The 23856-nt window shown below is 59.9% G+C and carries 20 protein-coding genes; 17 read left to right on the top strand and 3 right to left on the bottom strand.

Features of this window, described 5'->3' with window-relative positions; translation table 11 throughout:
* Window positions 1-10: 10 nt before the first annotated feature.
* The gene (locus ACKAMS_RS30620) at window positions 11-475 is read right to left on the bottom strand and encodes a DoxX family protein (RefSeq protein ID WP_118603985.1); all 465 of its coding nucleotides are present in this window, start codon (window positions 473-475) and stop codon (window positions 11-13) included.
* 298 nt (window positions 476-773) lie between these two features.
* Here ACKAMS_RS30620 and ACKAMS_RS30615 point away from each other — a divergent pair, with 298 nt between their 5' ends.
* From ACKAMS_RS30615 to ACKAMS_RS30595, 5 genes are all read left to right on the top strand, one after another.
* Window positions 774-1856: a DUF6973 domain-containing protein gene (locus ACKAMS_RS30615; protein WP_147343753.1), complete on the top strand. Its 1083-nt coding sequence runs from the start codon at window positions 774-776 to the stop codon at window positions 1854-1856.
* A gap of 19 nt (window positions 1857-1875) precedes the next feature.
* Window positions 1876-2166: a hypothetical protein gene (locus ACKAMS_RS30610; RefSeq protein WP_118603976.1), complete on the top strand. Its 291-nt coding sequence runs from the start codon at window positions 1876-1878 to the stop codon at window positions 2164-2166.
* 165 nt (window positions 2167-2331) lie between these two features.
* Entirely contained in the window at window positions 2332-2529 is a 198-nt protein-coding gene (locus ACKAMS_RS30605; protein WP_118603973.1) for a hypothetical protein, read from the top strand.
* 286 nt (window positions 2530-2815) lie between these two features.
* Window positions 2816-4252: a PIN domain-containing protein gene (locus tag ACKAMS_RS30600; protein ID WP_118603970.1), complete on the top strand. Its 1437-nt coding sequence runs from the start codon at window positions 2816-2818 to the stop codon at window positions 4250-4252.
* Between the two features lie 359 nt (window positions 4253-4611).
* Window positions 4612-5136, top strand: coding sequence for a hypothetical protein (locus tag ACKAMS_RS30595; protein ID WP_238704737.1), 525 nt, complete (start codon window positions 4612-4614; stop codon window positions 5134-5136).
* Between the two features lie 264 nt (window positions 5137-5400).
* Here the strand turns inward: ACKAMS_RS30595 and ACKAMS_RS30590 are convergent, their stop codons facing one another.
* Window positions 5401-6084 (bottom strand): hypothetical protein, encoded by a 684-nt coding sequence (locus ACKAMS_RS30590; RefSeq protein ID WP_238704736.1) that lies wholly within the window; start codon window positions 6082-6084, stop codon window positions 5401-5403.
* 436 nt (window positions 6085-6520) lie between these two features.
* Between ACKAMS_RS30590 and ACKAMS_RS30585 the strand changes: the two genes are divergently transcribed.
* The 9 genes from ACKAMS_RS30585 to ACKAMS_RS30545 all read left to right on the top strand — a co-directional run bounded on the left by ACKAMS_RS30585 (window position 6521) and on the right by ACKAMS_RS30545 (window position 18006).
* Window positions 6521-7195, top strand: coding sequence for a hypothetical protein (locus ACKAMS_RS30585; protein WP_118603967.1), 675 nt, complete (start codon window positions 6521-6523; stop codon window positions 7193-7195).
* Window positions 7196-7882: 687 nt separating this feature from the next.
* Window positions 7883-8848 carry a ParA family protein gene (locus ACKAMS_RS30580; RefSeq protein WP_003942441.1) on the top strand — a complete coding sequence of 322 codons (966 nt, stop codon included), beginning with the start codon at window positions 7883-7885 and terminating at the stop codon, window positions 8846-8848.
* On the top strand, window positions 8845-9585 hold the full coding sequence (locus tag ACKAMS_RS30575) for a hypothetical protein (protein WP_118603961.1): 741 nt from the start codon (window positions 8845-8847) through the stop codon (window positions 9583-9585). Before ACKAMS_RS30580 ends, ACKAMS_RS30575 begins: the two co-directional genes overlap by 4 nt.
* Before the next feature lie 577 nt (window positions 9586-10162).
* The gene (locus ACKAMS_RS30570; protein ID WP_238704812.1) at window positions 10163-10399 is read left to right on the top strand and encodes a hypothetical protein; all 237 of its coding nucleotides are present in this window, start codon (window positions 10163-10165) and stop codon (window positions 10397-10399) included.
* A gap of 198 nt (window positions 10400-10597) precedes the next feature.
* Window positions 10598-15907, top strand: coding sequence for a telomere-binding protein (locus tag ACKAMS_RS30565; protein WP_118606272.1), 5310 nt, complete (start codon window positions 10598-10600; stop codon window positions 15905-15907).
* Window positions 15907-16638 (top strand): terminal protein, encoded by a 732-nt coding sequence (locus ACKAMS_RS30560; RefSeq protein ID WP_118606269.1) that lies wholly within the window; start codon window positions 15907-15909, stop codon window positions 16636-16638. Before ACKAMS_RS30565 ends, ACKAMS_RS30560 begins: the two co-directional genes overlap by 1 nt.
* A gap of 7 nt (window positions 16639-16645) precedes the next feature.
* On the top strand, window positions 16646-17278 hold the full coding sequence (locus ACKAMS_RS30555) for a helix-turn-helix domain-containing protein (RefSeq protein WP_118606266.1): 633 nt from the start codon (window positions 16646-16648) through the stop codon (window positions 17276-17278).
* A gap of 21 nt (window positions 17279-17299) precedes the next feature.
* Window positions 17300-17434, top strand: a complete 135-nt coding sequence (locus tag ACKAMS_RS30550; RefSeq protein ID WP_274542433.1) for a hypothetical protein — start codon at window positions 17300-17302, stop codon at window positions 17432-17434.
* On the top strand, window positions 17431-18006 hold the full coding sequence (locus ACKAMS_RS30545) for a hypothetical protein (protein WP_372581646.1): 576 nt from the start codon (window positions 17431-17433) through the stop codon (window positions 18004-18006). Before ACKAMS_RS30550 ends, ACKAMS_RS30545 begins: the two co-directional genes overlap by 4 nt.
* Before the next feature lie 63 nt (window positions 18007-18069).
* On the opposite strand, the gene ACKAMS_RS30540 is transcribed toward ACKAMS_RS30545, so the two are convergent.
* Complete coding sequence (locus tag ACKAMS_RS30540; RefSeq protein WP_118606260.1) at window positions 18070-20877, bottom strand: DUF4365 domain-containing protein; 2808 nt, start codon at window positions 20875-20877, stop codon at window positions 18070-18072.
* A gap of 205 nt (window positions 20878-21082) precedes the next feature.
* On the opposite strand from ACKAMS_RS30540, the gene ACKAMS_RS30535 reads away from it, so the two are divergent.
* The 3 genes from ACKAMS_RS30535 (at window position 21083) to ACKAMS_RS30525 (ending at window position 23624) form a co-directional block, all read left to right on the top strand.
* Window positions 21083-22090 (top strand): DUF3560 domain-containing protein, encoded by a 1008-nt coding sequence (locus ACKAMS_RS30535; protein ID WP_118606257.1) that lies wholly within the window; start codon window positions 21083-21085, stop codon window positions 22088-22090.
* A complete protein-coding gene (locus ACKAMS_RS30530; protein ID WP_118606254.1) occupies window positions 22087-22443 on the top strand; it encodes a hypothetical protein in 357 nt (118 codons plus the stop codon). Before ACKAMS_RS30535 ends, ACKAMS_RS30530 begins: the two co-directional genes overlap by 4 nt.
* Before the next feature lie 194 nt (window positions 22444-22637).
* The gene (locus ACKAMS_RS30525) at window positions 22638-23624 is read left to right on the top strand and encodes a DUF4192 domain-containing protein (protein WP_118606251.1); all 987 of its coding nucleotides are present in this window, start codon (window positions 22638-22640) and stop codon (window positions 23622-23624) included.
* Window positions 23625-23856 lie beyond the last annotated feature (232 nt).

The following is a 23856-nucleotide window of genomic DNA, read 5'->3' as shown; positions in this document are numbered from 1 at the left end:
ATCGGGAAGGTCAGGCGTCGACCAGTGCGGAGCTTCCACCGTCGGCGATGTGCAACCTACTGCGGCGACGCTCCAGGACGCGGTCGACGGACAGAGTTCCCGCACCGACGAAAACCAGAAGGAACAGGGCCCAGCAGAACAGGGCGGCGGATTCTCCGCCGTTCTGCATCGGTAGCGCACCCATTTCCTGGTGGCTCCAGAAGTACGCGTAGGCCATCGATCCGGAACTGACGAAGGCGGCGAGTCGGGTGCCGATGCCGAGGATCAGAGCGATGCCACCGACGATCTGGATGATGGCTCCCCACCATCCCGGCCAGGCGCCGAACGCTGCATTGGTTCCGCCATAGGGTTCGGTCGGCCACGACCACAGGCTCGTGGTGCCGTGGCAGAAGAAGAGGAAGCCGATGACGATGCGGAAGGCCGCGATCGCATAGTCGCTGGTGCTGGACAGGCGAGCACTGAGAGTTGTTGTCACTCGAAAAAGTAAAGCATGGCTAGCCTAAACTTGCGATACATGGTGTCGTCGCTGCGCCTAGGGAGATCTGTCTGGTTACAAATCAGCGATCCGTGACCGGGTTGTGATGGTGTTCCGCGTCACCCTCCATTCCCATGCGAAACAAGCAGGTGAGCGACGTACAGGGAGAGCGAACACGCTTGTGAGGACCCTAGTTTGAACTCTTCCGCGACTTTCGGAGACATAGTTTTCCGGTCCGGTTGGTACGTTTCCTTCCATTCGAAGTTAGTTTGCAGCTATCTGTAATGAGGGGTACCGGATGAGGTGGAGTTCGAGAGCGCCGGCGGCCGTGTTGGCGATTGCGGCGGCGGCCGGACTGATCGTCGGGGTGTCGACTTCGATTGCCGACGCGGAAACCCCGGCGGAGCGCTGTGCCCGGGAAACATCCGCGTACAACAGTGCGTGGGCAGCGACCTGGGCTGCCTCACATCCGGGGAATCCCGGCCCTGCCCCGGCCCCACCGGTCCCGTACGTGTGCGTCGATCCGGGAACGGCACCGACGACTACGACATCCCCGCCCACGACCACGCAAGGGTTGCCCACTGCGCAGTCTCCGGGCGGTGGCCCGAACGTCGGGGCGAATGCGCCGACGAACTTCCCGACCTACAACGGAACGCCCATCGTGACCGTTCCTTCGGTCCCTGGATCGCTGCCGTCGACGTCGTCCCCGGGCGTTCAGCGGGAAGACAATTCACGCCCACTCGACGAGGCCAGCGTCGATGTACTCGACGACACTGAGAAGTCGTCGCAGGTTACTGCTGAAAGCACCTCTCCGGCCGCGCCTTCCATCATCGGGCCTGTTCCCGTTCCGGGCTTGGTCCGGCCGGTCGATCGGGAGTACAAGAGCGATCGCATCGACGCGTACGACGATCTCGGTCCGAATGAGCAAGCAGCCTGCGACAGCAACTACTTCTACTGCTTCAATGTCAGTCGCCGAGGAGCGGACTCTGTCCCCTGGGACGAATCCGAAAAGTACTTCCCTGATTCCGAGGGCTACAACGGGGTCGACGATCGCCGCGATGCGGCTCGTCACTGCATATGGATGGGGATGATGACAGCATGGTCGACGGAAACCTACGCCCGTACTTTCGCCGACGCTCACGAAACTGACAGCCCCTCGGCACCAAGCGATCCGGCGTATTCGCAAGCCTCTCGAGACATGGACTTCTACAACAACGAGACCGGCATCGCAGTCGGGTTGCGCCATGATGACGACACCGCCGGAATCATCAACGAGTGTGTGACCAGAGCGCGCGCAGCGACGAAGATTCCGATGACTGGCGTGCCCTCGCCGTCATCCAATACTGACGGCAACGCGTTGTTGTACTTCAATGGACCGTAGACCACCTTTAGGAGCACCGATGACATCACCGACAGGCAACACCGTGATGCGCAGGTCCGCGCACGTGGTCACCGCACTTGCCCAGATCCTGGTCGGCGCCGCGCTGGGGGCCATCGCCTGGAATTTCAGCGGCAGAGTAGTCCCGTCGTCCTGGCACTGGTTCCCGCAACTTTTCCTGGTGCCGATACTGGCGTTCACCGCGCTCTCGGCGACGGTATGGGCCCTACTTCCAGCCCTTCGATACCTTGCCGTCGCATTCGTGGGCGGTGCAGTGCTCGCATTTGCAGCGTTCGCGTGGATCATGTTGTGACCATGAAGAACTAATCGGACGCCGTCCCAAGCGCCGCCCTCGTCAAACAGCAAGAAGGTCCGCACCGAATCTGCGATGCGGACCTTCTCCATCTCCGCGATATGCCCTGTGTCGGCAACTTCCGAAGGACGGAACATTGAAAAATCTCAGCCATCCGGCGAAGACATGAGAGAGTCAATCGGGTACGCGGTCATCGCGGCGGCACTGATCGCGATCAGCTTCTGTATATGGGCAGCGATCCGTCGGCGGAAGCGAAGACGCTCGATCGCAGCTCCGCTCGCATGGATCCCGATCATCACTCTCTGCGGATACTTCGGTTTCGGAGCGACATTGATACTGGGTGTACCGAACTTGATCGACTGACGCCTCACGGCGCACGTGCGGCTGCCAACCTCGTCGCAGAACTCGTCAGAGAGCAAGCGGTCTATGCACTATTAGCCGACGGACTCGTGCGGCGGTCGCAGAACGTATCGGTATCGCCAAGAATGAGATCGGCCGGATCTCGCAGCGCTCGGTCGATGGGGATCTACCAGGCTCGAATGCGATCCTTGTGTTCTGATCGCAAAGGGAAGACGTACGAGGGCGTTGGTCTTGAGATTTGGCTCAGTGTGCGAGGTAGATCAATGCACGTCAGGCAGAATCATCCGGCATGAGCACATCGATCATCATCCTCGATACGAACATCCTGACGCGAAGTCCGTTCTTGGATTCTGGAGAATGGACTCAACTTCATGCCCACACCACTGACTGGGGACTCAGTTTCACGGTGCCCGAGGTCGTGCTCATGGAAACGGTGAATGTCGTACGACGTCAGTGGGAGCCAAAACTCAGTCAGCTAGAACAGATCTCTACCTCCTCGTGGGGCCGTCGCCTCGACAAAGAGCTTCAAGCAGTAATTGATGCGGCCGCCGAGCGTAATGAAAGTTACGAGAGTGCGCTCCACAGCAGGCTAGAAGAGCTGGAGATTGGGATCACTCCTCTGCCAACAATCATCGATCACCTGGACATCGCACGTAGAGCGTCCGAGCGACGGGCACCGTATGGAAGGGCCGGTAACGGCAAAGAGGAGTACCTGAAAGATGGGTATCGCGACACCCTGATCTGGCTCACCGTGCTGAAAGTGGCCGAGAACCACCCAAATTGCGATGTTTGGTTCGTCAGCGACAACTACACCGATTTCGGCGGTAAGCGCGAGGATAAGGACACGCGGGATACATCGGACTATCCGCTCGCTTGGCACTCGGAGTTGATCCCCGAGCTGGTCTCTAAGGGCCTGATCGATCGGGTGTTCTACGCGCGCGGATTGGGGCGTCTTGAGGAACATTTGCTTGCGACGTTCGCGCCGCTCTCCGATGCAGAACGTGAGGAGCTGTGGGAGGCTCTCGATCGGAGCGAACTGGATCATCGCCTGATTCAAACGCTATTCACCACATCAGTCGAACCACGCGCGGCCGCCCTTCCCTTGGACACATATTCGGCGACAATCATTTCCAGCGTTCGGGCGAGTGACGCAGTTCGTTTCACCGAGGCTGCGCGGCGCGCTGCGAACACCTGGACTGCACGATTCAACTGCACCATCGTGGCCGACGTCGAGGTGACGACTTTTCAAGGTGATGTGTCTGTGGAGTCGAAGCTGCTGATCATTTCCGGTCGCATCGATGTCAATAGTCAGAATGAAGTGACAATGTTGACGATCGACGCCATCGACGCAAGTGCGGATGATCCACAGCGACGGGCATGGGAGCGAGTTGATAGCGGCGAGCTCTTCGCACGAAAGCTACTCGCCGACCTCAACCCGCCGGCCAACTCCTATCTAAATCTGATCTCCGGCTTCAGCCAGCCGAACGCGTACCAAAATCTGATCTCCGACTTCAATCGGACCAACGTCCACCACAATCTGATCTCCGACTTGAGCCGGACCAACGTCCACCAAAGTCTGATCTCCGACTTCAACCAGAGCAGCATCTACCAAAAAATTCTCGACGGGTTCAATCGGCCGCCCGATAAATACCGTGCTACATCCGGAACGACACCTGACAAGCCGGAGGAGCCGGATGATTCCCCTGGTGTGAAACCCGGCGACTAGACGAAGGTGGTGTCCATCAATCGGTAGTTACTGCTCACCGGAGTCATTGTTGCGTGACAGCCCTTTCCACCGTTCGTGGGCGGTTTGGCAGGGGCACCCGGCGCCCCCGCCGATGTCCGTCCACACGATGCACCACCATCGCGAGCGCCGGCAAAGGCACGATCGGGGGTCTCTCCCCGCTTAAAAACAGTGCTCATCCGCTGCTTGTCCTACCGCAACCAAGTCCTCGTTCAGACGACTGTGCTCAACTGCGGCGATGAATGAGCGCGGACCAACCCGATCGTGCCCCGCCGCCCTGTCATTCCAGCTGAGGTAGTTCAGTGCGGTGGGTAGTCCATGACTGCAGATAGCCTCCCCACATGGCTCCCCCTTCACCGTTCATCGACAGCGACCGCAACTTGTTCGTCGTCCATCTCCATACGGCAGCGACGAGCACTGGCGACCAGCGCGTGCGGGAAATTGCAGCGATAGATACGAGTAGCGGTCGATCGTGGGAGATCATCCTGGCGGGCGAAGGCGCACTCGCTGACGACGCTGCAGCAGTCCCCGAACTCGCGGCACTGGCACGCAACATCGAAGGGCAGGTCGCCGGGGGGTTCTACCCGGATGCGCACACCCGGCTCCTCAGACGTCTGTTCGTAGAACTGGGTCTTTCTCCGACGTGGCATCAGAACTCCGATATCCGTCAGCTGACAGCCGGCGCATTGGGGATCCCACCCACCCATATGCCCACCACGGAACAGACCTGCAATCTGTGGGGTGTTTCTGTACGAGCACGCGAAAGCGCCGTTCACATGGCGGAAGCGGCGGCAGCGTGCTTCGACGCGCTCGCCTACTTCTCAGCAGGTGATCAACGCCGCATGGTCGATGTCCAACTGAATTGAGTCAGCTATGCCAAACCGAATGTCGAAACTGAAAATGCCTGCAGGCCTGATCCTGTTCTTACGGCGGTTACGCTGGCGCCACGTCGCGTTCCTGTGGTTCGTGGCAGCCCTGCTACTGACGTTGATCAACAGCGAGGTTGAGGCTGGGACGGCCTCTCATTGGGTACTTGCGGTTCCCGTCGCGCTCTCTCCCGTGCTTGTTCTTGCCCTTTGGGTGCGAGCGAACAGGAAACGTTGAAGGCTCTCCCCGTCCACTCCCCCGCGTCACGTTCCGAGTTCGTCGTCTTTGAAGAAGTATCCGGTCAGCGCCGCGGCGATCAGGTGCGAGCGGGATTTCGCGCCAAGTTCCGCGACAAGGTGATCGATAACGTCGAAGTCCGCGTGGAATAGTCGGTAAGTCACCTGCGTCTCATTATCGTCACGTGACGTTTTAGCGCGGATACCTCGGGCCGCGAACAACCCGCCACCGATTCGCCCGCCCGGATAGAGCAGTTCCGGAAGCCGATCATGAGTCGCTTCTATCGCGACGATGAAGATCTGACCGTTCGTCATCCCTGTGCTCGCCCGCAATTCCTCGAGCTTCGCATAGCACCTGGCCGGCACCCGAACACTTGAGGACTTCCCTCCCCCCTCCAGATCGGAGGAACGGTCGATTGGCTCCCGATCTTGTTGACTTTCAGGAGCTTCCAACTCGGCGGGGCGCTCAGCCTGCGCGGGCGCTTCCAGTTGGTGTTGAACTTCGTCGGTGTCACCCTCGATGTACGCCGTAGCGATGCCCTCGAGAGATCGGGCTGCTGCCGAGCGAAAGGTGCCGGCGAGCGGCCGGTGCCCGCCAGTCAACTCAGTCGGGCCCTGGTTGTGCATGCTGGTCACGTCAATCTCCGATACTGAACAGGGAACGAGATGCGCTCGCTCAAACCCAAAATGAACCTGCTGAGAGTTATACAACCCTCCCTGGACAACTTGGGTTCGGTAAGACGAGCCACCCAAGACCCGCGAATCCTCCACCCAAGTCGCCGTCGTCGCCGTTAGAGAAACGTATCGGATCATTCCGCTACAACCAAGGCGCGAGCACTAGCTTGCTTAAGCGTACTGGCCTCACAAACTCACAGCCACGTCACAGTCGTACCGGGGCCGTCCCAGTATCGTCCCAATTCTATAGTGCCGGACGCTTGTTCCTGCACAAAACAGATACTGGGATGGTACTGGGACGATTTTGATGCCATCTTGAGTGCGCTTCGAACTCGCACACTTGCTATTGCGCGAGGAGAAACACTCGTTTGTTATCGGCTCCTAATTTCGAACCACCAGAGTATTTATCGCCGTTTGGGACGCAACTAGGACTACTGATGACACACCACCGGTGTGGTGTCATCATTGTTCTATGACCGTTCCCAACAGCGAGATGGGCCTCAAGCTCAACTCCGCATGGATCGACGATCTTCGCTGGCACCGTGACCAGTACAGACAGTCACGTTTTCAATGGACAAGTAGCGACGCCCTTTTAGCCGCGACCGAATTCACTCGCGGACGCCAAAGTTTCACCACCCTGTCTGAACTGCGCGAACTGAGCCAGGCACGACGCTCGGCCGCCGCCTACGCCACAGTGTGTCAACGTGCATTCGGCGAGGCTGCCAGACATGCGCGCAGAGGCCTCGAAACGACCACATCCTGGTCGACAGTTGCTCACGAACTAGACACGACCGTGGTCACTTGCTCGGCGAGTTCCCACTTCTCGATCTGGTCGCAGGCACATGAACGCACTAATGCCCAGGTAGCGCGGGTACAGAAGATCGTTGACGGGCTCTACTTCTCGAACCCCCTAATCCGCGCATGGGAGCTCAAACAACTGTGGAGCCTCTATGCGGCTGCAGAGGACATCCTCGAAGACACTCTGGTCGATCTCGCCGTCGAACTCGACGGATTACGCCGGGCTGACGACATCGCCCGGGCCGCAGATGTGAGCACCGTCGCCGGCCTCGGGCATCGAATTAAATCGCAGCGTGTCCTGCGTGGCACCATCGGCGATCCACGCAGGACACCCCATCAATACAGCTAAACAGCTATTTCACGCACACCTTCACGCACTGCTATCCATGTTGCATCACGCAAGTTAAGCCGGGGTCTGGAATCCTGAACACGCACGTGGTCAGACACACCTGCACGCAGGCCGACCCGCACGTCAATCGCCAACTGATTCCGCTTGTGACACAGGAGGCCGGTCCGCACGCAATTCCGCACAGGAACCCGAAGCTGCACCCCGCACGACTGCCCGTCCTCGTGCACGCTCTTCATCCTGCGAGAAGTCACGTGATGCTTCACGGAGACATACCCGCGTATCAAACCGCTGTACGCTCCGCACGTCATCCTGCGGTTTCACACGCAGAGCATCACGTGTGGTTCTCCGTGTTACCTCACACGGGATCGCACGCAGATCATCACGTTTACTTACCCGCCATTCATTCCGCGTCACTTCACGCGTGTGTATACGCGTACCTTCACGCATAACTTCACGCATAACTTCACGCATACAATCACGTTGATGGTCATGCGCTCCAACCAGCGGGTTTATCTGCAGTCAATAACGCAGGTAGCCCTGCAGTACGCCACGCCGATCCGCATGCTGAACTACATGCCTGAACACATACGGCTCCGCACGCGTGGCATACCGCGAGTTGTCCAGGACCCCTGCTAACTTTTCTTACAGACCACTCGTCACAAACCAACGTCCATTGGGAGAACCACCATGTCTGTAGATGCCGTTCCAACGACGCCCACCCATCAGCAACTGCCTGCCTGCTTCGGATTCTTCAACGGCAAAGGGGGAGTGGGCAAGACCTCACTCTGCGCGAACACCGGAGGCCTACTCGCTGCCGGCGGATACCGGGTTCTCCTGCTTGACTTCGACCCCCAGGCCAACTTGTGCCGCGACCTCGGATTCGTGAAGGAGGACGGCGTGCCCTTGTTCTCAGCCCTCTTGAGCGGGTCGGCGCCGCCGATCATCCAAAACGTCGGTGGCCGCGAGAATCTCGACATCGTTCCAGGTGGCCCGGCAATGTTCGACCTTGCCGCAGTCATGGTGTCCAGGCAGCAACGACAGGGAGGCAAACGACTAGGACAGCTCTTGCTGGCCATGTTGCTTCAAGTGGCCGCAGACTACGACGTCATTATCTTCGATACCCCTCCGACGGATCTCACGATCATCGAAGCAGTGATGGAAGTAGTCCACGCTGTGGTCATTCCAATCCGCGCAGATGATGCCAGCCTCGACGGCATGGAAACGATCGCCGGCCAGTTCTCGGCAGCACGAGACGGAGATCCGGAACGAAACCTTCCTGCCGTGAACCCCCAGCTCCAACTCGGCGGGATCTGCCTCTTCGGCGTCAGCTCACGCGCAACCAAACTTGACGCAACGATTCGAGAAGCAGTCGAGGAGATGATCGGCGATTCGGCCCCGACCTTCGAATCTCGGATCCGCACGATGGAGACCACCGCCTTCGACGCGCGACGCCAGGGACTACTGGTGCATGAGCTCGAGGAACGATCGGCCGGGGAAACCGCATCACGGATCGCAGCGCTGAGGAAAGGCACGAAACCGAAGGATCTGATGCTCTCGCGAAACGCCTCTGGCCTGGCCGAGGACTACTCAAACCTCACCCGCGAGATCCTCGTACGGATGTCAACCATCACCGCTGAGAGGGCTTCGGCATGAGTGAAGATAAGGTCCGCAACCGCAAGAGCATTGCCAGGTCTTTCGCCCCGAAGCCCAACCGAGCAGAGGGACTCGCTGGTCTCTTGCCCCCGGCAGGCGGTCTGCAGCCTCGCCGCGCCGCGAGCCCACAGACACCGGACACGGCTCAACCCGAGATCGACTCCACCGCTCCTCACCCGCCGGCTCCCAAACGAGTCACCGACGCCCCTCAACCCGCCGTCTCGGCGCCTGAATCTCCAGTGCGGGTGCAGCCGATGGAACCCGAAGCTGTCACCGCTCCAGTCGCGCCACCGCAGGCGCCTCCATTTGTGGTCGAACCTGCACCCACTGCCGCCGGAGCGCCGTCAACCCAGATTTTGGAAGACGAGTATCTGCCGCCTGCCGATACCTCGAAGGTGACTGTCACCGCCTACCTGGATCGTGCCACTCGCGACGCCTTGGTGAGTCGGGCAGCTGAACGGAGATGCGACCACGCCGACGTCGCCATCGAAGCCTTCGACGCAGTAGGTATCGAGCGACTGCGAGGCCTCTTCCAACCAGTAGCGGGCAGATCGTCCTCAGGGATTCCAGTCCATCAAGAGCCGTTCGCGGTCAGGGGACCTGTCGAGACATGGTTCCGCTTCACCACCGCTCAACGCGACTGGCTTGACGAGCAAGTGAAGGTAGTCGGTTCCAAATCGCGCAGCCGCTTGCTTGCGGGCGTCTTGTCGCTGCACCTGGGCGCGCACACTCGGTAGTGGCGGACGACCTCCGCGGCCGCGAGAAGTGAGCCTCGGAGGTCGTCTCCGTCATCGGCCCCTCTTGAACGACCCTGGGGACTGTCATCGAATTCGAGGCTTTCCGTAGCTGCGAAACCAAAACGTAAATCTGTCCCGAGCAAATCCCCAATCGCGTCTTTGAAGCCAATCCCCACCCCGCTCCCCACCCCACTCCCCACCTTTTTGGGGAGTGGTTTTTTGCCTCTGAACTGGTGTTTCTTCCCACTCCCCCCACTCCCCACCGTCTTCGCGCATAGGTCACACGTAGTAGTGGGGAGGTCGCGCCGTTGGCTTCCAGACTCCGCTCCGACTCAGCCCGTCCAGGTGTCGCGACATGATGCGCACGAAGATTTGTTGACCCCATCTGTCACACGGCGCGGGTCGCGCGGATCTTCCTCTGATCAGAGGCATTCATTGCGAGGGTTGAGGGGATTTCAGACATGAGCAGCGCCAGGCACGACACGCTGACACCGCCAGCGTCACCGTTTCAGAATCAGTTTCGATTTACGCTCATCCCATGGGACGACCAAGTAAAGGCGCGCGCAGGTGCCTCTCAGTGCGCGCACCCCTCAACCAGGCCGAGGTCTACGAGCGTCGAGCAGACGAACTCGGGATCGATCTCGGGGACTACTGGGTGCTCGTCATGGCGCGCGCCTCGAACCTCGACATTCCTGACTACATCCTCACGAAGTTGGATCCGGAGCGACTCCGGATCCACGACGCCCGTTACGCACTTCATCGGACGCAGGCTGCTCGCGAAGCAGCCTCCGGCGAACTTTCGGTTCCCGCATGAATTGGCCTTAGACAGCGAAAAACCCCCACTGCTTTGCCGGCCGGAGGGGGTTCTTCGATTCGATTTCAGTCCCGGGAAGCGACTTGCAACGTCACTTTCCGAACTTCACTTACTCAAGTCCAGAGGACTTATGGCCATTCTAACCAAATCCCGCGCACACTCGCCAGGCTTGGCGTCGAGTGTCGCTGAGGCAATCGCATGACGGCGGTTGCATCGAGCGGCGCCGCGACGGGCCCTATGTCGTCATTCGACCGCGTACGCACCGCAGTCGACGCCAATGGCGGGGTCCAACACCGCAGCCCTCACGAATTGATGGCCTTGTGCCCTGTCCATGCGGACCGACATGCGTCTTTGTCAGTGAGCTGGGTCAATGGTCATCGCGGCGGCATGGTGCTTTTGCACTGCCACGGGTGCAACGCCTCTGCTACGGAAATTGCCGAGGGTCTTGGCCTGACCATGGTCGATCTGTTCGACGAACCGCTTCCTGAGCGCGATGCACTCACTCGGGTCGGACGATCGGCTCAGCAACGGAGTGCGGGTCGACGACGCCCTAAAGGGGGGCGGTTGCCGGCTCGCATCGCCGTAGCTGCGCCAGCCCCAGAGGTTGAGCACAGTTGGGATCGAGTCAAGGTCTACCCGTACGTGTCTGCGGACGGCGTCGTCGTCCAAGAAGTCATTCGCGAGGAATGCAGTGCTTGTGACGGCGCACGTCATAAGCAGTTCCGGCAGTTGTTTGTCAGTGCCAACGGCACCCGACTCAAGCGCAAGCCCGACGGTTTCGAATCTGTCCTTTATCGGCTTCCCTCCCTGTTGTCCGCCTTGGCTGCCGGGTCACCGGTCTGGTTGCTCGAAGGTGAGAAGGATGTCGAGACCGCCGAGAATTTGGGTCAGGTCGCGACCACCAATGCGCAGGGTGGGCTGAACTTTCCCGTTGCCTGCGCTGAGCTCTTCGAAGGTGCAGAGGTCCGCGTCGTTCTCGATCGAGATGGCGCCGGATGGAAGCGCGGCATAGAACTTGCGTCATTGCTGGGTGGAGTCGGCGCCCAGGTTCAACTGTTACTCCCTGCGACAGTCACCCCGAAGTCTGATTTCACCGACCACGTCGAGGCTGGGCTGTGGTCGGACGAGGACGAGTGGGGTGGGTTTACTCCGGTCCGTCCAGGAGAAGTCGCCGCACATAGCTTCGCTGCTGACGTGGTCGAAAAGCAGACCCTTGTCGAGGTCGCACTCGCCGAGGCCGTAGCGCGTGTCGATCTAGCTGACACGCAGGTCGAGTCCGACGAAGAGTTGGTACGCGCTCAGCGCTGGGCTCTGGAGGCTGAGCGCCGTTTTGAGCATCTGAGCGAGCTCGTGGACAAAGTCGTTCAGCAGGCAGCCGAGGAAGGCACCGAGTGGGCCGGCGAAGCCGTCGAGTCCGCGACGATTGCTTGGAATGCTGCCCGGGTGGCGGCGCGAGCTGCTCACGAGATCGCAGGCGTCGCGATCCCTCCGCTGCTGCAGGATCCGGAGCTCGAACCCGCGCCAGTCACTGAAGCTGGCGCGGACGAGGCCACCGCAGCGAACGGTCCGGCGGCGACGTCGGTCGTGGTTCTCAATGGCATCCGCGGGACCAATTTCATCGCCCCTGTCTATCGAATCATCGAAGGAAACCTCGTCGAGATCGTCACCAGGAAAGACGGCGATCAGCAGGCAAAGCTGGTGCTGGACATCGATGCTCGCATCGTCGAGATGGAATATCTCGAAGTCACCGACGATGGGGTGGACGTCGACGAGCCTGATTTGATGGGCCGCGAAGCGATGGCCGGTCAGAACGAAATTAACCCTGCCTCGCCGCAGGAGCTCACTGCGGTGATCATCGGATACACGCATCCGGACAGCCGCGAGTTTCTGCGGATCCGGATCCCGGCAAAGGAGTACAGGGACTGCGCATGGGTGGAAACTCTGCCAGGCCCTCCTGCTTACGACAGCCGTCCCAGCGGCGTTGCAAAGCTTCGTGACGCACTCAAAGGCGCTGGCGGACGCGAGATTCGGCGCGTTGTACGGTATCGATCCACCGGATGGCGGCGAGACGAGCAAGGAAAATACTTCTTCGTACACGCCGGCGGTGCTATCGACGCAAATGGCGGACGGGTGGCGCCGGTCCTCCTGACCGGGCCTTTGAGGATGTACGACTTGCCGGCACCCAGTCCGGATCCTCAGCGGATCCGGGAGGCGTTTTTGCTGCACTCCGCCTCGATGCTCGAACGAACACCTACCCGAGTCTCGGCAGCGCTTCTCGGCCACGTCTTCCGGTCCGCGCTCGGCCCGAACCCTTGGGTGCTGGCTCTGATCGGCTCCCCGGGCAGTTACAAGACCTCGATCGCCTCCCTTGTGATGCACCACTGGGGAGAAAAATGGGACCGCCGGCGTCCAGCGACATCGATGTCCGGCAACGGTGACACCTTGAATGCGTTACGCATCAAACTCAACGCCGCGAAAGACGCCTTGTACTGGGCAGATGATGTCGCTCCGACACGCGATTTTGGTGCTGCACAGAAGTCTCTCGAAGAGTTCGCCCGGCTCGTTCACAATGGCGAGCAGAGGAGCCGCAGCACCAGAGACGGTCTCGGAGTCCTCGATGGCACACCGCCGCGGGCGTCAGCACTGATCACGTCTGAAGTCATGCCGCGCCCTGGATCGGGAGCCCAGCGAATGCTGGTCGTTCCCCTTCAGGCTGCCGAGATCGACCTCGAAGAGCTCAAGCGGCTCGACGGCGCCGACTCTCGGCACGGGCGGGCTCTCCTGATGGCGAGCTTCTTGCAGTGGCTGTGCCCACGGCTGGAGGAAATTCGCGAAGAAGCATTCGCGGAGGGAAATGCTTACGGCAACCAGCTGCGCGATAGTGGCGAAAGCGTCCGTCAGGCAGATGCTTTGGGCTCCTTGTGGGCTGGATGGCACGCGATGTCACGCTTTCTCGTCGATATCGGCGCCTTGACAGAAGGGGAAGTTGCGCAAACCGGCGACCTTGTCACTCTCGGATTATCCGATGCCGCAACAGCTTCGACCGACCCCGATCTTCCGATGCGTACCGGCGGACGAGTGCGCGAGCTGCTGGTACACGCATTGCAGACTGGTTTGGCGTTTGTCGAAGATGTCGAAACCGGGGAAGCGCCGGAATGGCCGTTGGCCAGCCGACTGGGTTGGCGCCGAAGTTCGATGGGCGTCAGCAATGACGGAGCTCAGCGGTGGCGCGAGGAGGCCCGCGGTATCCGTCTGGGTTATGTCGTGTCGAACCCTCGGCCGTGCGACGGGGACCCGCAGCTGCTTCTCGAATTGACTGGACTCGAGCAGGTACTCAAGGCCGCCGGCGGAACGATGACAGACGGACTGCAAATCGATCGCGGTACGGCGTCGAGGGCGTTGTACGACGAAGGTGTGCTGATCGCGGAAGAGCGAAAAGGACGGATGCCTCGCTACACCGTGCAGCGCATGATCAAATGCGAGAACCGGCGTCAGCGCATGGTCGCTCTCCGGCTGGACAAACTTTTCGGCAACGACGGCCCCGACAATATCGATCCGGAATCCGGATGGGGCGGACCAACTGACCCGACGCCCGATGATCAGCCCACCGACCAGCCGACTTCGAGCCACTCCGTGATTCCGGATCTCTTCGAGGGCTGGCTGAGTAGTCCAACCAGTCCAGGACACGGAGTAGCTTCGACTGATTCGTCCACCGAAGCAAAGAGCCTGACCAGCTCGATTACCGACAAGGAGCCTGAAATGGCGATTGAAACCGATGCAGAGGGATTCTCCGCAGACGGGTTCCAGATCTCACCTACATCTACCTGCGCTCTCTGCCATGGCGACGAAGCTGGCTGGGAGATCGACGGACTCGTGATGCACCTCCCGTGCTGGTGGCAGAGCACCGCCGCTTCTCGGGCGATTGCAGCTGGCACAACCGGAAATCAGGAAGAAATCACGCCAGCTCCCGAACCTTCACCGCCGGTAGCGCCGGCACCGAAAGACACTGAGACTCGCACGAAGGTAGTGAAGACGACCGGCAAGGAGAAGGCGGCCGCGTTCACTGCGCCTGCTGCAGTACTCGATGTCGACGGAGTGTGGCTGCCGGACGGCAGTCGTCACGAGCTGGCTACTCCGATCGCTCATGTCGGAGATGTCGCCGAGTTGGTCACGACGCTGAATCTCGGGACGTGGACGTCTGACACGTGGTCTGTGCCTGGTCAGATCTGGATCACCGATGCGATGGCCCAGAAAGTTGGCATTGACACCAGCACGTTGGGGAAACGCAACAGGAATGATCGACTCAAGGAGCTGTCGTCCGAATCTGCATTTGTGACTGATGCACTGGCTCAGGGGTGGCAGCTTGGCGGGCAGCCGGGTGACCGGCTAGGGACCTGGACTCGTGTGTGGCGAGGCGAGGCACGCGGCGTGTGGGTAGCTCTGATCTCCGGGATGAGCCAGGACCCGAAAGAGATGCCCGTACTTGGTGACTCTCCTACCGCAGCAACGTTGGCAAGGCGGCTTGCGTTGTTGGCCGGGGCACTCCGATTCCCGTGGGCTGTGAGTCCCGCATCGACCGGGATCGACTTGATGATCGCTGCCCGGCCCAAGGAATGGAAGCGGATCTTCGCGCCGTCCGATTCGGATTTTGCGAAGAAGTTCCAGATCTTCGAAGCCGATATCGACTGGTCGCGGACTCTGTCCGATGCCGAGGCGAAATGCCGCTATGTTCATGCCTTCGATCGCGGCGGTTCCTATGCTGCCGGTATTGCTGGTCTCGAATTGCCGATCGGGGAGCCAGAGCATCACCCAGATGGGATGGTGTTCGATCGCAAGCTTCCCGGGTACTGGCTGATCGAGATCCCCGAAGCAGCGGACTGGCGTTACCCGAATCCCTTGAATCCGATGGGGCTGTCTATCTCCGAACCGAAGTGGGTGACCACTCCGACTCTCGAACGCGCTGCACAACTCGGTTACGAGCCGGAGATCTTGGAAGCGTTCGTCTGGCGAGATCACGGGCGAGTTCTGGTGCCCTGGTACGAACGCATTCGCGATGCGCGAACCGCCTTGGATATCGAGGGTGACACCGACGCACTGTTGGCACGTGAGCAGAACAAAGTGATCTATACGCACACCATTGGCATGCTCAACTCCGACATGCATTTGGCCGGGCGACCCGGCTACTCGCCCGAGCGGCACCACCACATTGTCGCCAAATCTCGCGCGAACATCATGTATCGGATCGCGAAGATCGGCGAGGACAGCGGAGTGTGGCCTGTAGCGGTCACCAAAGACACCGTCCTGTACGTCTCCGACGAGCGCGATCCACAATTGGCATGGCCTGGAGATCAGAAGCAGTTCGGACGAGGGTTCGGGAACTACAAGCCGGAAGGATCGGCACTGTTATCCGACCACCTGCAGTATTTGGACGGCCAAGGCTATCGGGGAAAGTCGGAGCTGATTGCCCCGAACGAATGGGCAGCTAGTGCGGAGGGGAGTGATTCCTGATGGCACGCAACCCACTCAGTAGGGCGTCGTATTCGCGCATCGCAGACAGTCTTTCCGACTTCGGGTCTGTCGTGGCCGGCCGAATCAACATCTCGCGAGCAGCCAAAGAGCTTCGTGTCACTCAGACTGCCATCCGAGAAGTCTTGCGGGGGGAACGAGGAAAACTTCAGGGGGAGTTCTTCGGGAAGTTGACCGGCCGGCAAGGGGCCGACCTTTCCGGACAGCCAAATGCGTCGAACCTGAAGGCTCAGCTGCTGGCCGCTTACGGACCGGGAAAGCGCAGCGAAATCAACACCGCTGCAGCGGCACGTGATTTAGGTGTCTCCAAACGAACAGTCGAGCGTTGGCTGGCTCCCGAGGGCCGACAGCGAATTGCGAAGCCACGCACCGAAACCTTGAATGCATTGGCCCGCAAAGCGAAACAGTCCGCGTCCACTCGAACCTCACGTAAAGAAGCGATGTCGAGCGTACGCAGCAGCGCACGAGGAAAAGCACTGTCGAACTTCGGTGGGAAGATCAAGATCGACGCAGTACAGGGGCCCGGCACCCGGGAGTATGCGCGGGACCGAATGATCACCTTGGCCCTGACACCCGACCAGGTTGAATCCATGTGGAGCGCCTACGAAAATGGGGGCGACAAGGGAATGATCAATTGGATGAACAGCCGAGCCCAAGACTATGTCGGTGGCTGGGAGTTCTACCAAATCAATAGCTTCGACGTGGAACGGTAAGCGAGCGATGACCTCTCGGCGAGGACCGCGGTGGACACGCAAGCGACTCGAAATGATGCTCCGGACTTGTTACGGCGAGACCGAGCGCGGGGGAGTGGACGTCGCGGTCGTCGCCGAGGCTTGCGGGGTTTCAACGCGCACCGTGCGACGGTGGCTTTCTGGCACCAACCGCCAGCTTGCGGCGATCCCTTCTCCTCGGTTGGCGCAGTTGCGTCTGCCGGCGCCGGATTCGGAACTGCGCAGCCAGCAACAAGCCGACTACGCCCGCGACGCCATAACTTCGATCGCCTTACCAAAAGGTCGAGGCATTTTGCCAGCGTGGCGTGATCGTGGATGGCTCGATACGCACGTGGTTGCGATCGTGGACCTCGCGGGCAAGCCGTGGCGGCAGGTTGTCATCAGTAACGGTTCAGCGCGGTCGATGAAGGAGTTCCGCCGTAGAGGCTCCATCGTCGACCTCACGACGCTGCCTACCCGTTTCCATGGTGTTGTACTGGCCCACGAGGTCCTGCAAGAGGTGGAGCCATGGCGTGTGCACCCTCGCTCTGAAATCCTGCCTCAGGGCCGAACCCAGGTCTGGTCCGATGACGCGCCGGCTGTCGACCTTGCGGTGTTAGCTGTGGCGAGAGAACTGAAATGAACGGCAGATAAGGACATGAACATGAATCCCACCAGCAGTGCAATCGAAGCTCGCGTCAGCGCTGTGCTGTCCGAGTTCTTGATCGATGACCAGGCAGGGGCGTCGCCGGCCGGCGCGACTGATGTGTCGTGGCCGGCGGAGAACCTTCCGTCGTGATCGAATCCGTAGGCCCACAGCCTTGGCAACGCGTCAAAGATCCACGACCGCTGCCGACGGCGTCGAAGCCGGCACTCTTGGCGGGGCACTTGCGCGACCTCGATGACGAAGCGCTCGGCCGGCTGATCCGCGATCACCTCGTACCGCTCGACTCCGAACGCGGATATCGGGTGCGGTGGAACAGTTTCTGGGCGACCTTGGGTTTCGACCCAGTTCTACGAAACCGTGCCACCACTATCATCAATGGGTTTCTCGACCTGGCCGAGTCTGCGCTCGCAGCAGATGATCAGGATGCCAACCAGTCCAAACGGACCGGGAAATTCTTCGACCGATGCGAAGGTGCGTTGGACCGCATTCTCAACCGCGCCGACGAACCACTGGCTTGGGCCGGCGCCGCTGCGGCATCGTTCAATCCGGCCGCAAGGATCGTGATCGACAAGCTGATCTCAGCCATCGATCAGCACCGCCGGGATGGTGACAGTGAAACCCTCTGGGCGACACTAGATCACATCAAAACTGAGGATCTAGGCACGTCCGCACCGCGGCTCCGTCGCTCTCAATATCGAGAGTGACGGAGCCCCATCGGTCTGAAGAAACTCGATCCCTCGACCACTTCCGCTACATTGCTGGTGAAATCACTCAGGATTCCGTTTTGCGTCGTACGCAGCGATTGCTCGTCGCACTCCAGCAGAGAAGTTTCCGCGGAGCATGCCAACCACTTTGTCAGTGCCCTCATCAGGTGGCGACGAATTGATCGTGCTCGCCACCATCCGCGCAACCAGGGTTCCTTCGTTTGCCAGCAGCCGACGCAGCAGATTTGCGCGGTTTATGTCGCCACCGACTGGCTTTTCACGGGCTATCTGACGCGCTATCACTGCGCGCACCCACGGGTCCATGTCCCGCGACATCGCAACAAGGACGTCATATCTGTTCGCAGATTTCTTACCTGACACTACTTCGACTGCCGCTGCACGCTGGTATACGTTGCCGCGCATAAGGTCCCACAGCTCCTCATCCGAGATCGCGTCAGGTCGAACAGCCGCCAATGCAGCTGCCGCGGAACCTCGCACGTCCTCATCACTGAAACTAGGCCCCTCTGAGGGAAGAGCGACCATCAAGTCATGGAGCGGACCTGCAATAACATCGACCACCTCTGGAGGAATCTTTTTCCCCAGAATTGCGATCCTCGCTAGCACTCCCTGGAGGTCAGAGACGAAAGGCAGTTCCGTCGTCAATAGGTCGGAGATGGAATCCCACGAAGCGAGCTGGGGATACCAGACATTCAGTGTGACCAGATCGGATGCAAAGTCCTTCACTCCCATGGCGAATGAGCCGCTTTTGAGGTCGGAGATCCGCTGGACGGTCGCGGAGGACAGTTTCTCAATGACGCCCTTCGCTATGTCGTCATCTAGGTCTCGTACATCTCCAAAAGCACTGAGAGCGGACAAGTTCCCTTCTTCAATTCGCTTCCGAATCGTTTCCCGATGGGCGGGATCGTGCTTGGCGAGGATTCGATCGAACGCTTCTTTGAGTGCCGGGCCGTCCTTGCTGCGCACGGCAACCGCCGTTCTGTCGTCGCTGGTCCATTCACTTATTGGCACGTTCTCCACGACGCTTGCCCAATCGTACGAGGAGCCGATATCCCCTTGCTGTGGAGATTCTTTGATGTGTTCGATCACCTCACGCAGGACCGGCGCTGAAATCACGGAAACAAGATTCGACAAAACCTTCAGCAGTGCATGCTCCAGCGAAAAGGTCGGCTGCAGCCGAGTTGCCAAGTCGCCAGTATCATTCAAGCTCGCCAGTATCCAGCGTGCATGCGTGTCTGCCCAGTCTGTTTCAAGGACATCGGAGGCAGACGAAATCATTTGCAGGTCAGCGTGTAGCGAAGTTCGAGTCCCTCGTTCAAGTCGCACAACGCCCGCTGCAGCACGGACCGCGATTGCGGGCCCCACCCTCAGTAGATGCCGCACAGTGTCCTCGATCAGCTTGTGTTCACCTGCGTGTCTCAGCGCAGCCAGCGATTTAGCGATCTCCTCAGCTGAGCTGTCGTTCATGAGCGTGTACTGGGCCAATAGTGTGTGCGATCTTCGCCAGGATGAATGATCCGCAGCGATCCCGGAAAGCAGCGCCGCCGACCGGAGCCTCAAGCTGGTCGGATCGAGTTCCGGGCCCTCAGAATTGCCCACCCATACTTGGAACTGGTCGGTGAACTGAATCTCCAGGCCGTCCGCTACCTCCTGCCGGCTCCACCACGACGCGAGGGTGTCACGGCCCTTGATCACTTCCTCAACACCGATAACTTCCTTGCTATCAGTCGACCATGGGTTGAGTCTGAAGATGAGATCAATGCCCGATCCTGTGATTGCCATAGCGGTTGGGTCATCTACCGCTACATTTCGAATTTTTTGGACGTCGACGGCACAGAGACGTGCATTCGCGAGATCGCCGAGCTCGGCTAGACAACGGCCTCTGTGCAGGAGGAGCCACGCCCGATCGACATCGCTGTAATCGCTGTGGGTCAGAGCGCCGTCTACGACGTCCAATCCGCCTTGTGGGTTTCCGTCTTCGACGGAAAGAGCACAGGCGAGCACCGCGGCTGCAGCCCGTTCCGATGGCGCCTTGGCATCCTTGACGAGTTTTTCGAGTGCGCCAATGTTGGCGTCACCGCCCAGAATGTCGTGCGCTGCAGCATAAAATCGCCACCCCCACGTGGTCGAGCTTCGGCATTCCGCGAGGTCCGGTGCCGGATCCTTAGTGCTTTTGGCCGGCCCGTCAACCGCCGTGCGCGGTGTCAGGTGCCTCAGCCGCATTTTGATCAACAATGCGATGGCTTCGTGGGGTTCCAGTTTCGTCACTGGCGAGTTCGGGTGGGGGGCCACCAGGCGCGGCGTCAACATCGCATAGCGGTAACGATCAGTCGACAAGATCTCCGCACTACCCCACGCAGTTCCTTCCCATTGTGAGTTGATTCGGCCTTTGGTCGCGATTTCCAGGATGTCTCCTATGTGATGTTTGTCGACAGTTGAATCGAGGGGGACAAGAATCTTGGCACCTTTGCCGGTACTTTTAACTGAATCCTGTGTCACATGAACCCAATACGATTTTTCGGTGGACTCATCATGAAAGAACAGGATGACCGGCACAGAGTATTCGAGCCAATACTTCAAATGCTCACTGTCGGGATCACGGAACCACCATCCAACAAGTTTTCCGTCCGAATCGAATTCCGGATGGTCGAACCACGAGTCCCCGTTCTTCACCTGACCAACGATGAGTGCACCAGAATCAATGCCTGTTGCTGTCCGCGGCTGCAGAAAGACATCTGTACCGACTTCGCCGGAAGGGTTGTGCGCTACGTGCCAATTTAATTTCGTGAACTGGTAGCCGACGGCTAATTCCCCAATGTTTCCGGTTTGGACGGTACTACTGGCTTTTATCATTGTTTCGCCTCATCTGCCGCGTTCCCTGATGGTTCTTGTCTATAGACAACCACAACCTGCGTGTATGTCCCCGGCACCGGGTGCGGCGGGGACATACACGCAGGTGAATGCATGTTTTTGTCGGATATCGAGGGTAGGTTTGGAGGTGTCCAATTGCTGACGGGCGGACTGACTACCTGCCCCATTGTTAGGTCGGAGATTCGAAGTGACGTTGACGATTTCGCACACTGCCGCGGATGGAACGCTGATTGACGGGACCTCTCGCGGCGATGGTTCCGGAGATGTATTGGCGGCGCACGGGTGGAGGTGGTTTCGCAGTATCGGTTTCTGGGGGATCCGGAGCAGTAGGGATCGGGCTCCGAAGGTTCGCCTGATTGAGTTGACTGCAGAGGCGTTGCGCGCGAGTGGTTTCGATGTCGAGATTGATATCGACTCGACAGCGCGGCCGACGGCCGAGGTCGAGGCCGATCGCATTGATCGTCAAGTTGCTCGGGTGGAAGCGCTCGAGCTGAAGGCAGGGCGCCGGTCAGAACAGGCGGAGTCGGCGTGGGAGGCAGAACAGCGCGCGGCTGCCCAGCTTCCTCCTGGGGGTGAGCCGATCAAGATCGGGCACCATTCGGAGGGGCGGCATCGGCGAGCGCTCGAGAAAGTCCATCAGCGCCTGGGACAGGCCGTGTCAGCCGAGGGGGATGCGAAGGAAGCACGTAGGCGCGCAGAGGCGGCAGCGGTGACCACAGCGGCTCGCTACAGCCCCGTGACCGTGAAGAATCGAATCGACAAAATGCACGCAGAGCAGCGCGCGGACCAACGCGAGCTCGACGGCCACGAGCGGACGCTCTTCGTGGTGCGTGGCGTGAAGCAGATCGAGAAATTCCCTCCGGCCGAGGGCACCTACCGTCAGTCGCTGATTACCCGTATCGCCGAGCGGGCCGAACAGATCACCTATTGGGAAGGAATCCGCGCCCAGCAGATCGCGTCAGGCCAGGCCAACAATTTCGGGCCGGAGACGATCGCGAAAGGAGATCTGGTCAGGTGCTCGGGTGCCTGGTATCCAGTGGTTCGGGTCAACAAGAAATCTGTCACTGTTCCGGCGAGGATTGGCGGTGATTGGACGGACACTATTCCGTATCACAAACTTGCTGGACACAGGCAGGCGAAGAAAGCCGAAACAGCTTCGGCCAGTTCATCTTCCATCAAGGAGGTTCGGTCGTGAACCGCCTTCGGGACGAGATTCACAGCGGAGAATTTCGGCAGTCGCGCCACTATCCGGTTGCACGTTCCGTGGAACGTGTTGCTGCCCAAACATTTATGCGACTCCACCCCGACACCGAGTGGCCACCGGTTAACGGCCACTTCGCGGACGTGTACCGCCTCGCCAGCTGGCGCCTGCTCACACCGCTCGAGACTGTCGCCGCTCTCGATTACGAAACTCTGACGGCGAGCTCGTGGGACGCTCTGCCGGACGATCAGCGCGAAGCCTGGTTCGAGCATGTGCGCGGCACCAATTCTCGTCTGTCACGCACGCCGATCGGCAGATTCACAGCCGAGGTGATCACTACCCCTTAGTACCTAGGACCACAGGAGGCCGGCGCTTTGCGCCGCCTCCTGTGTCTATGTCCCCGGCACCGGGTGCGCCGGGGACATAGACACAGGTCAAAGCGCCTTTTTGTCGTACATGTGGGGTAACTTTCAAGTGTTCGTCAGTCCAATCCATCGGGTGAATCTGACCAGTTCGCCCACCGACCCAAAGGGGTTCCGTAATGCCAGCTTTCCGAATGACCAGCCCGTCCGATGTTGTCGCCGGTGCCGTGGCTATGGGTGGCCATCTTCCCGAGGACGAGTTGGTCATCATCACCCTCGATGTGCACCCGTGCAGGGTCGCCATGCTCCCCCTCCTCAACCTGCTCCCTGGCGTGTCGGAGGGAATTTTGAGTTCCTTGCGTGTGACACCAGCTCTGGAAGAGTGCCAATCGATGCTCGTGGTTGTCTTTGGCACGCTCGAACGGGGCAATGACGTAGCCGAAGCGCTCGAAGCATTTCGGCCCGATTCAGTTCCGCCTGTGTTCGTTTTCACCGATGGTCTGGTACGCCGATGGACGGGCGCGGGATCACTTGCCGCACAGTCGGGTACACCCGTCGATCTCGCAGCACACCCGCTGATCACCGAAGCGCTGTTTGAGGGAACAACGATTCTCAAAACCCGCAGCGAGATCCGAGCAGGGTTTACCGCCGCACAGCACGGCCCGGAACGCGCTGCGTCGGCCTCACGGGCCTTCGGCGCCAAGCGCATCGTTCTACGCGCCATGGAGCCACAGCGAGCGGCCGATCGGGTATTCGATCTGGCACTTTCGCACTACCTGGACGGCACGTCACAGCACGGCATTACCGTTACCGATGAGCACGCAGCCGTTATTGCTGCTGCCATGCATGACGTGACGGTGCGCGATCTGTTGTTCGCACACATCGACGAAAACAATGCCGATTCAGCCGCCGAGGTAATGCGGCAGGTCGGCGCACTGTTGCCCGAGGATTTGGCCGGTCCGCTGATGGTGTTCGCCGGAGTGTTCAACTGGGTGAATCGCCGCTCTGCGCTGGCACGTGAAGCATTGACGAGTGGCCTCCGACTCGACCCGTCCCACAGCTTCGGGAAGATGTTCGAGCAGGTTCTCGACAACGGTCTGCACCCCGCGATCTGGGAACAATTGCGGACTGCGGCAGTTCTGGCACATCAAACCCAGGAGCAGTAGATAACGAATCGGTGGCGCAATGCATTTCGTGATTGCGCCACCGATTTTCTTACGCTGCACCGAATGGAGCCGAGCGCTGATTTTCGTTTCGCTTCGATTTTCTAAATTGCGTTTTAGCGCAACGGAAATGCCCACAACCCCGGCCGCGCAGCGGCGGGAATTTCCGTTATAGGGCGGCTTGCCGCCCGCGCGTCCGGGACCCGGGCGTAGCCCGGGTTACCCCTCCCGACGG

This window comes from Rhodococcus sp. 5A-K4 (assembly GCF_046097995.1).
Taxonomy (GTDB): domain Bacteria; phylum Actinomycetota; class Actinomycetes; order Mycobacteriales; family Mycobacteriaceae; genus Rhodococcus_F; species Rhodococcus_F erythropolis.
This window is presented reverse-complemented; position numbering and strand designations above follow the sequence as displayed.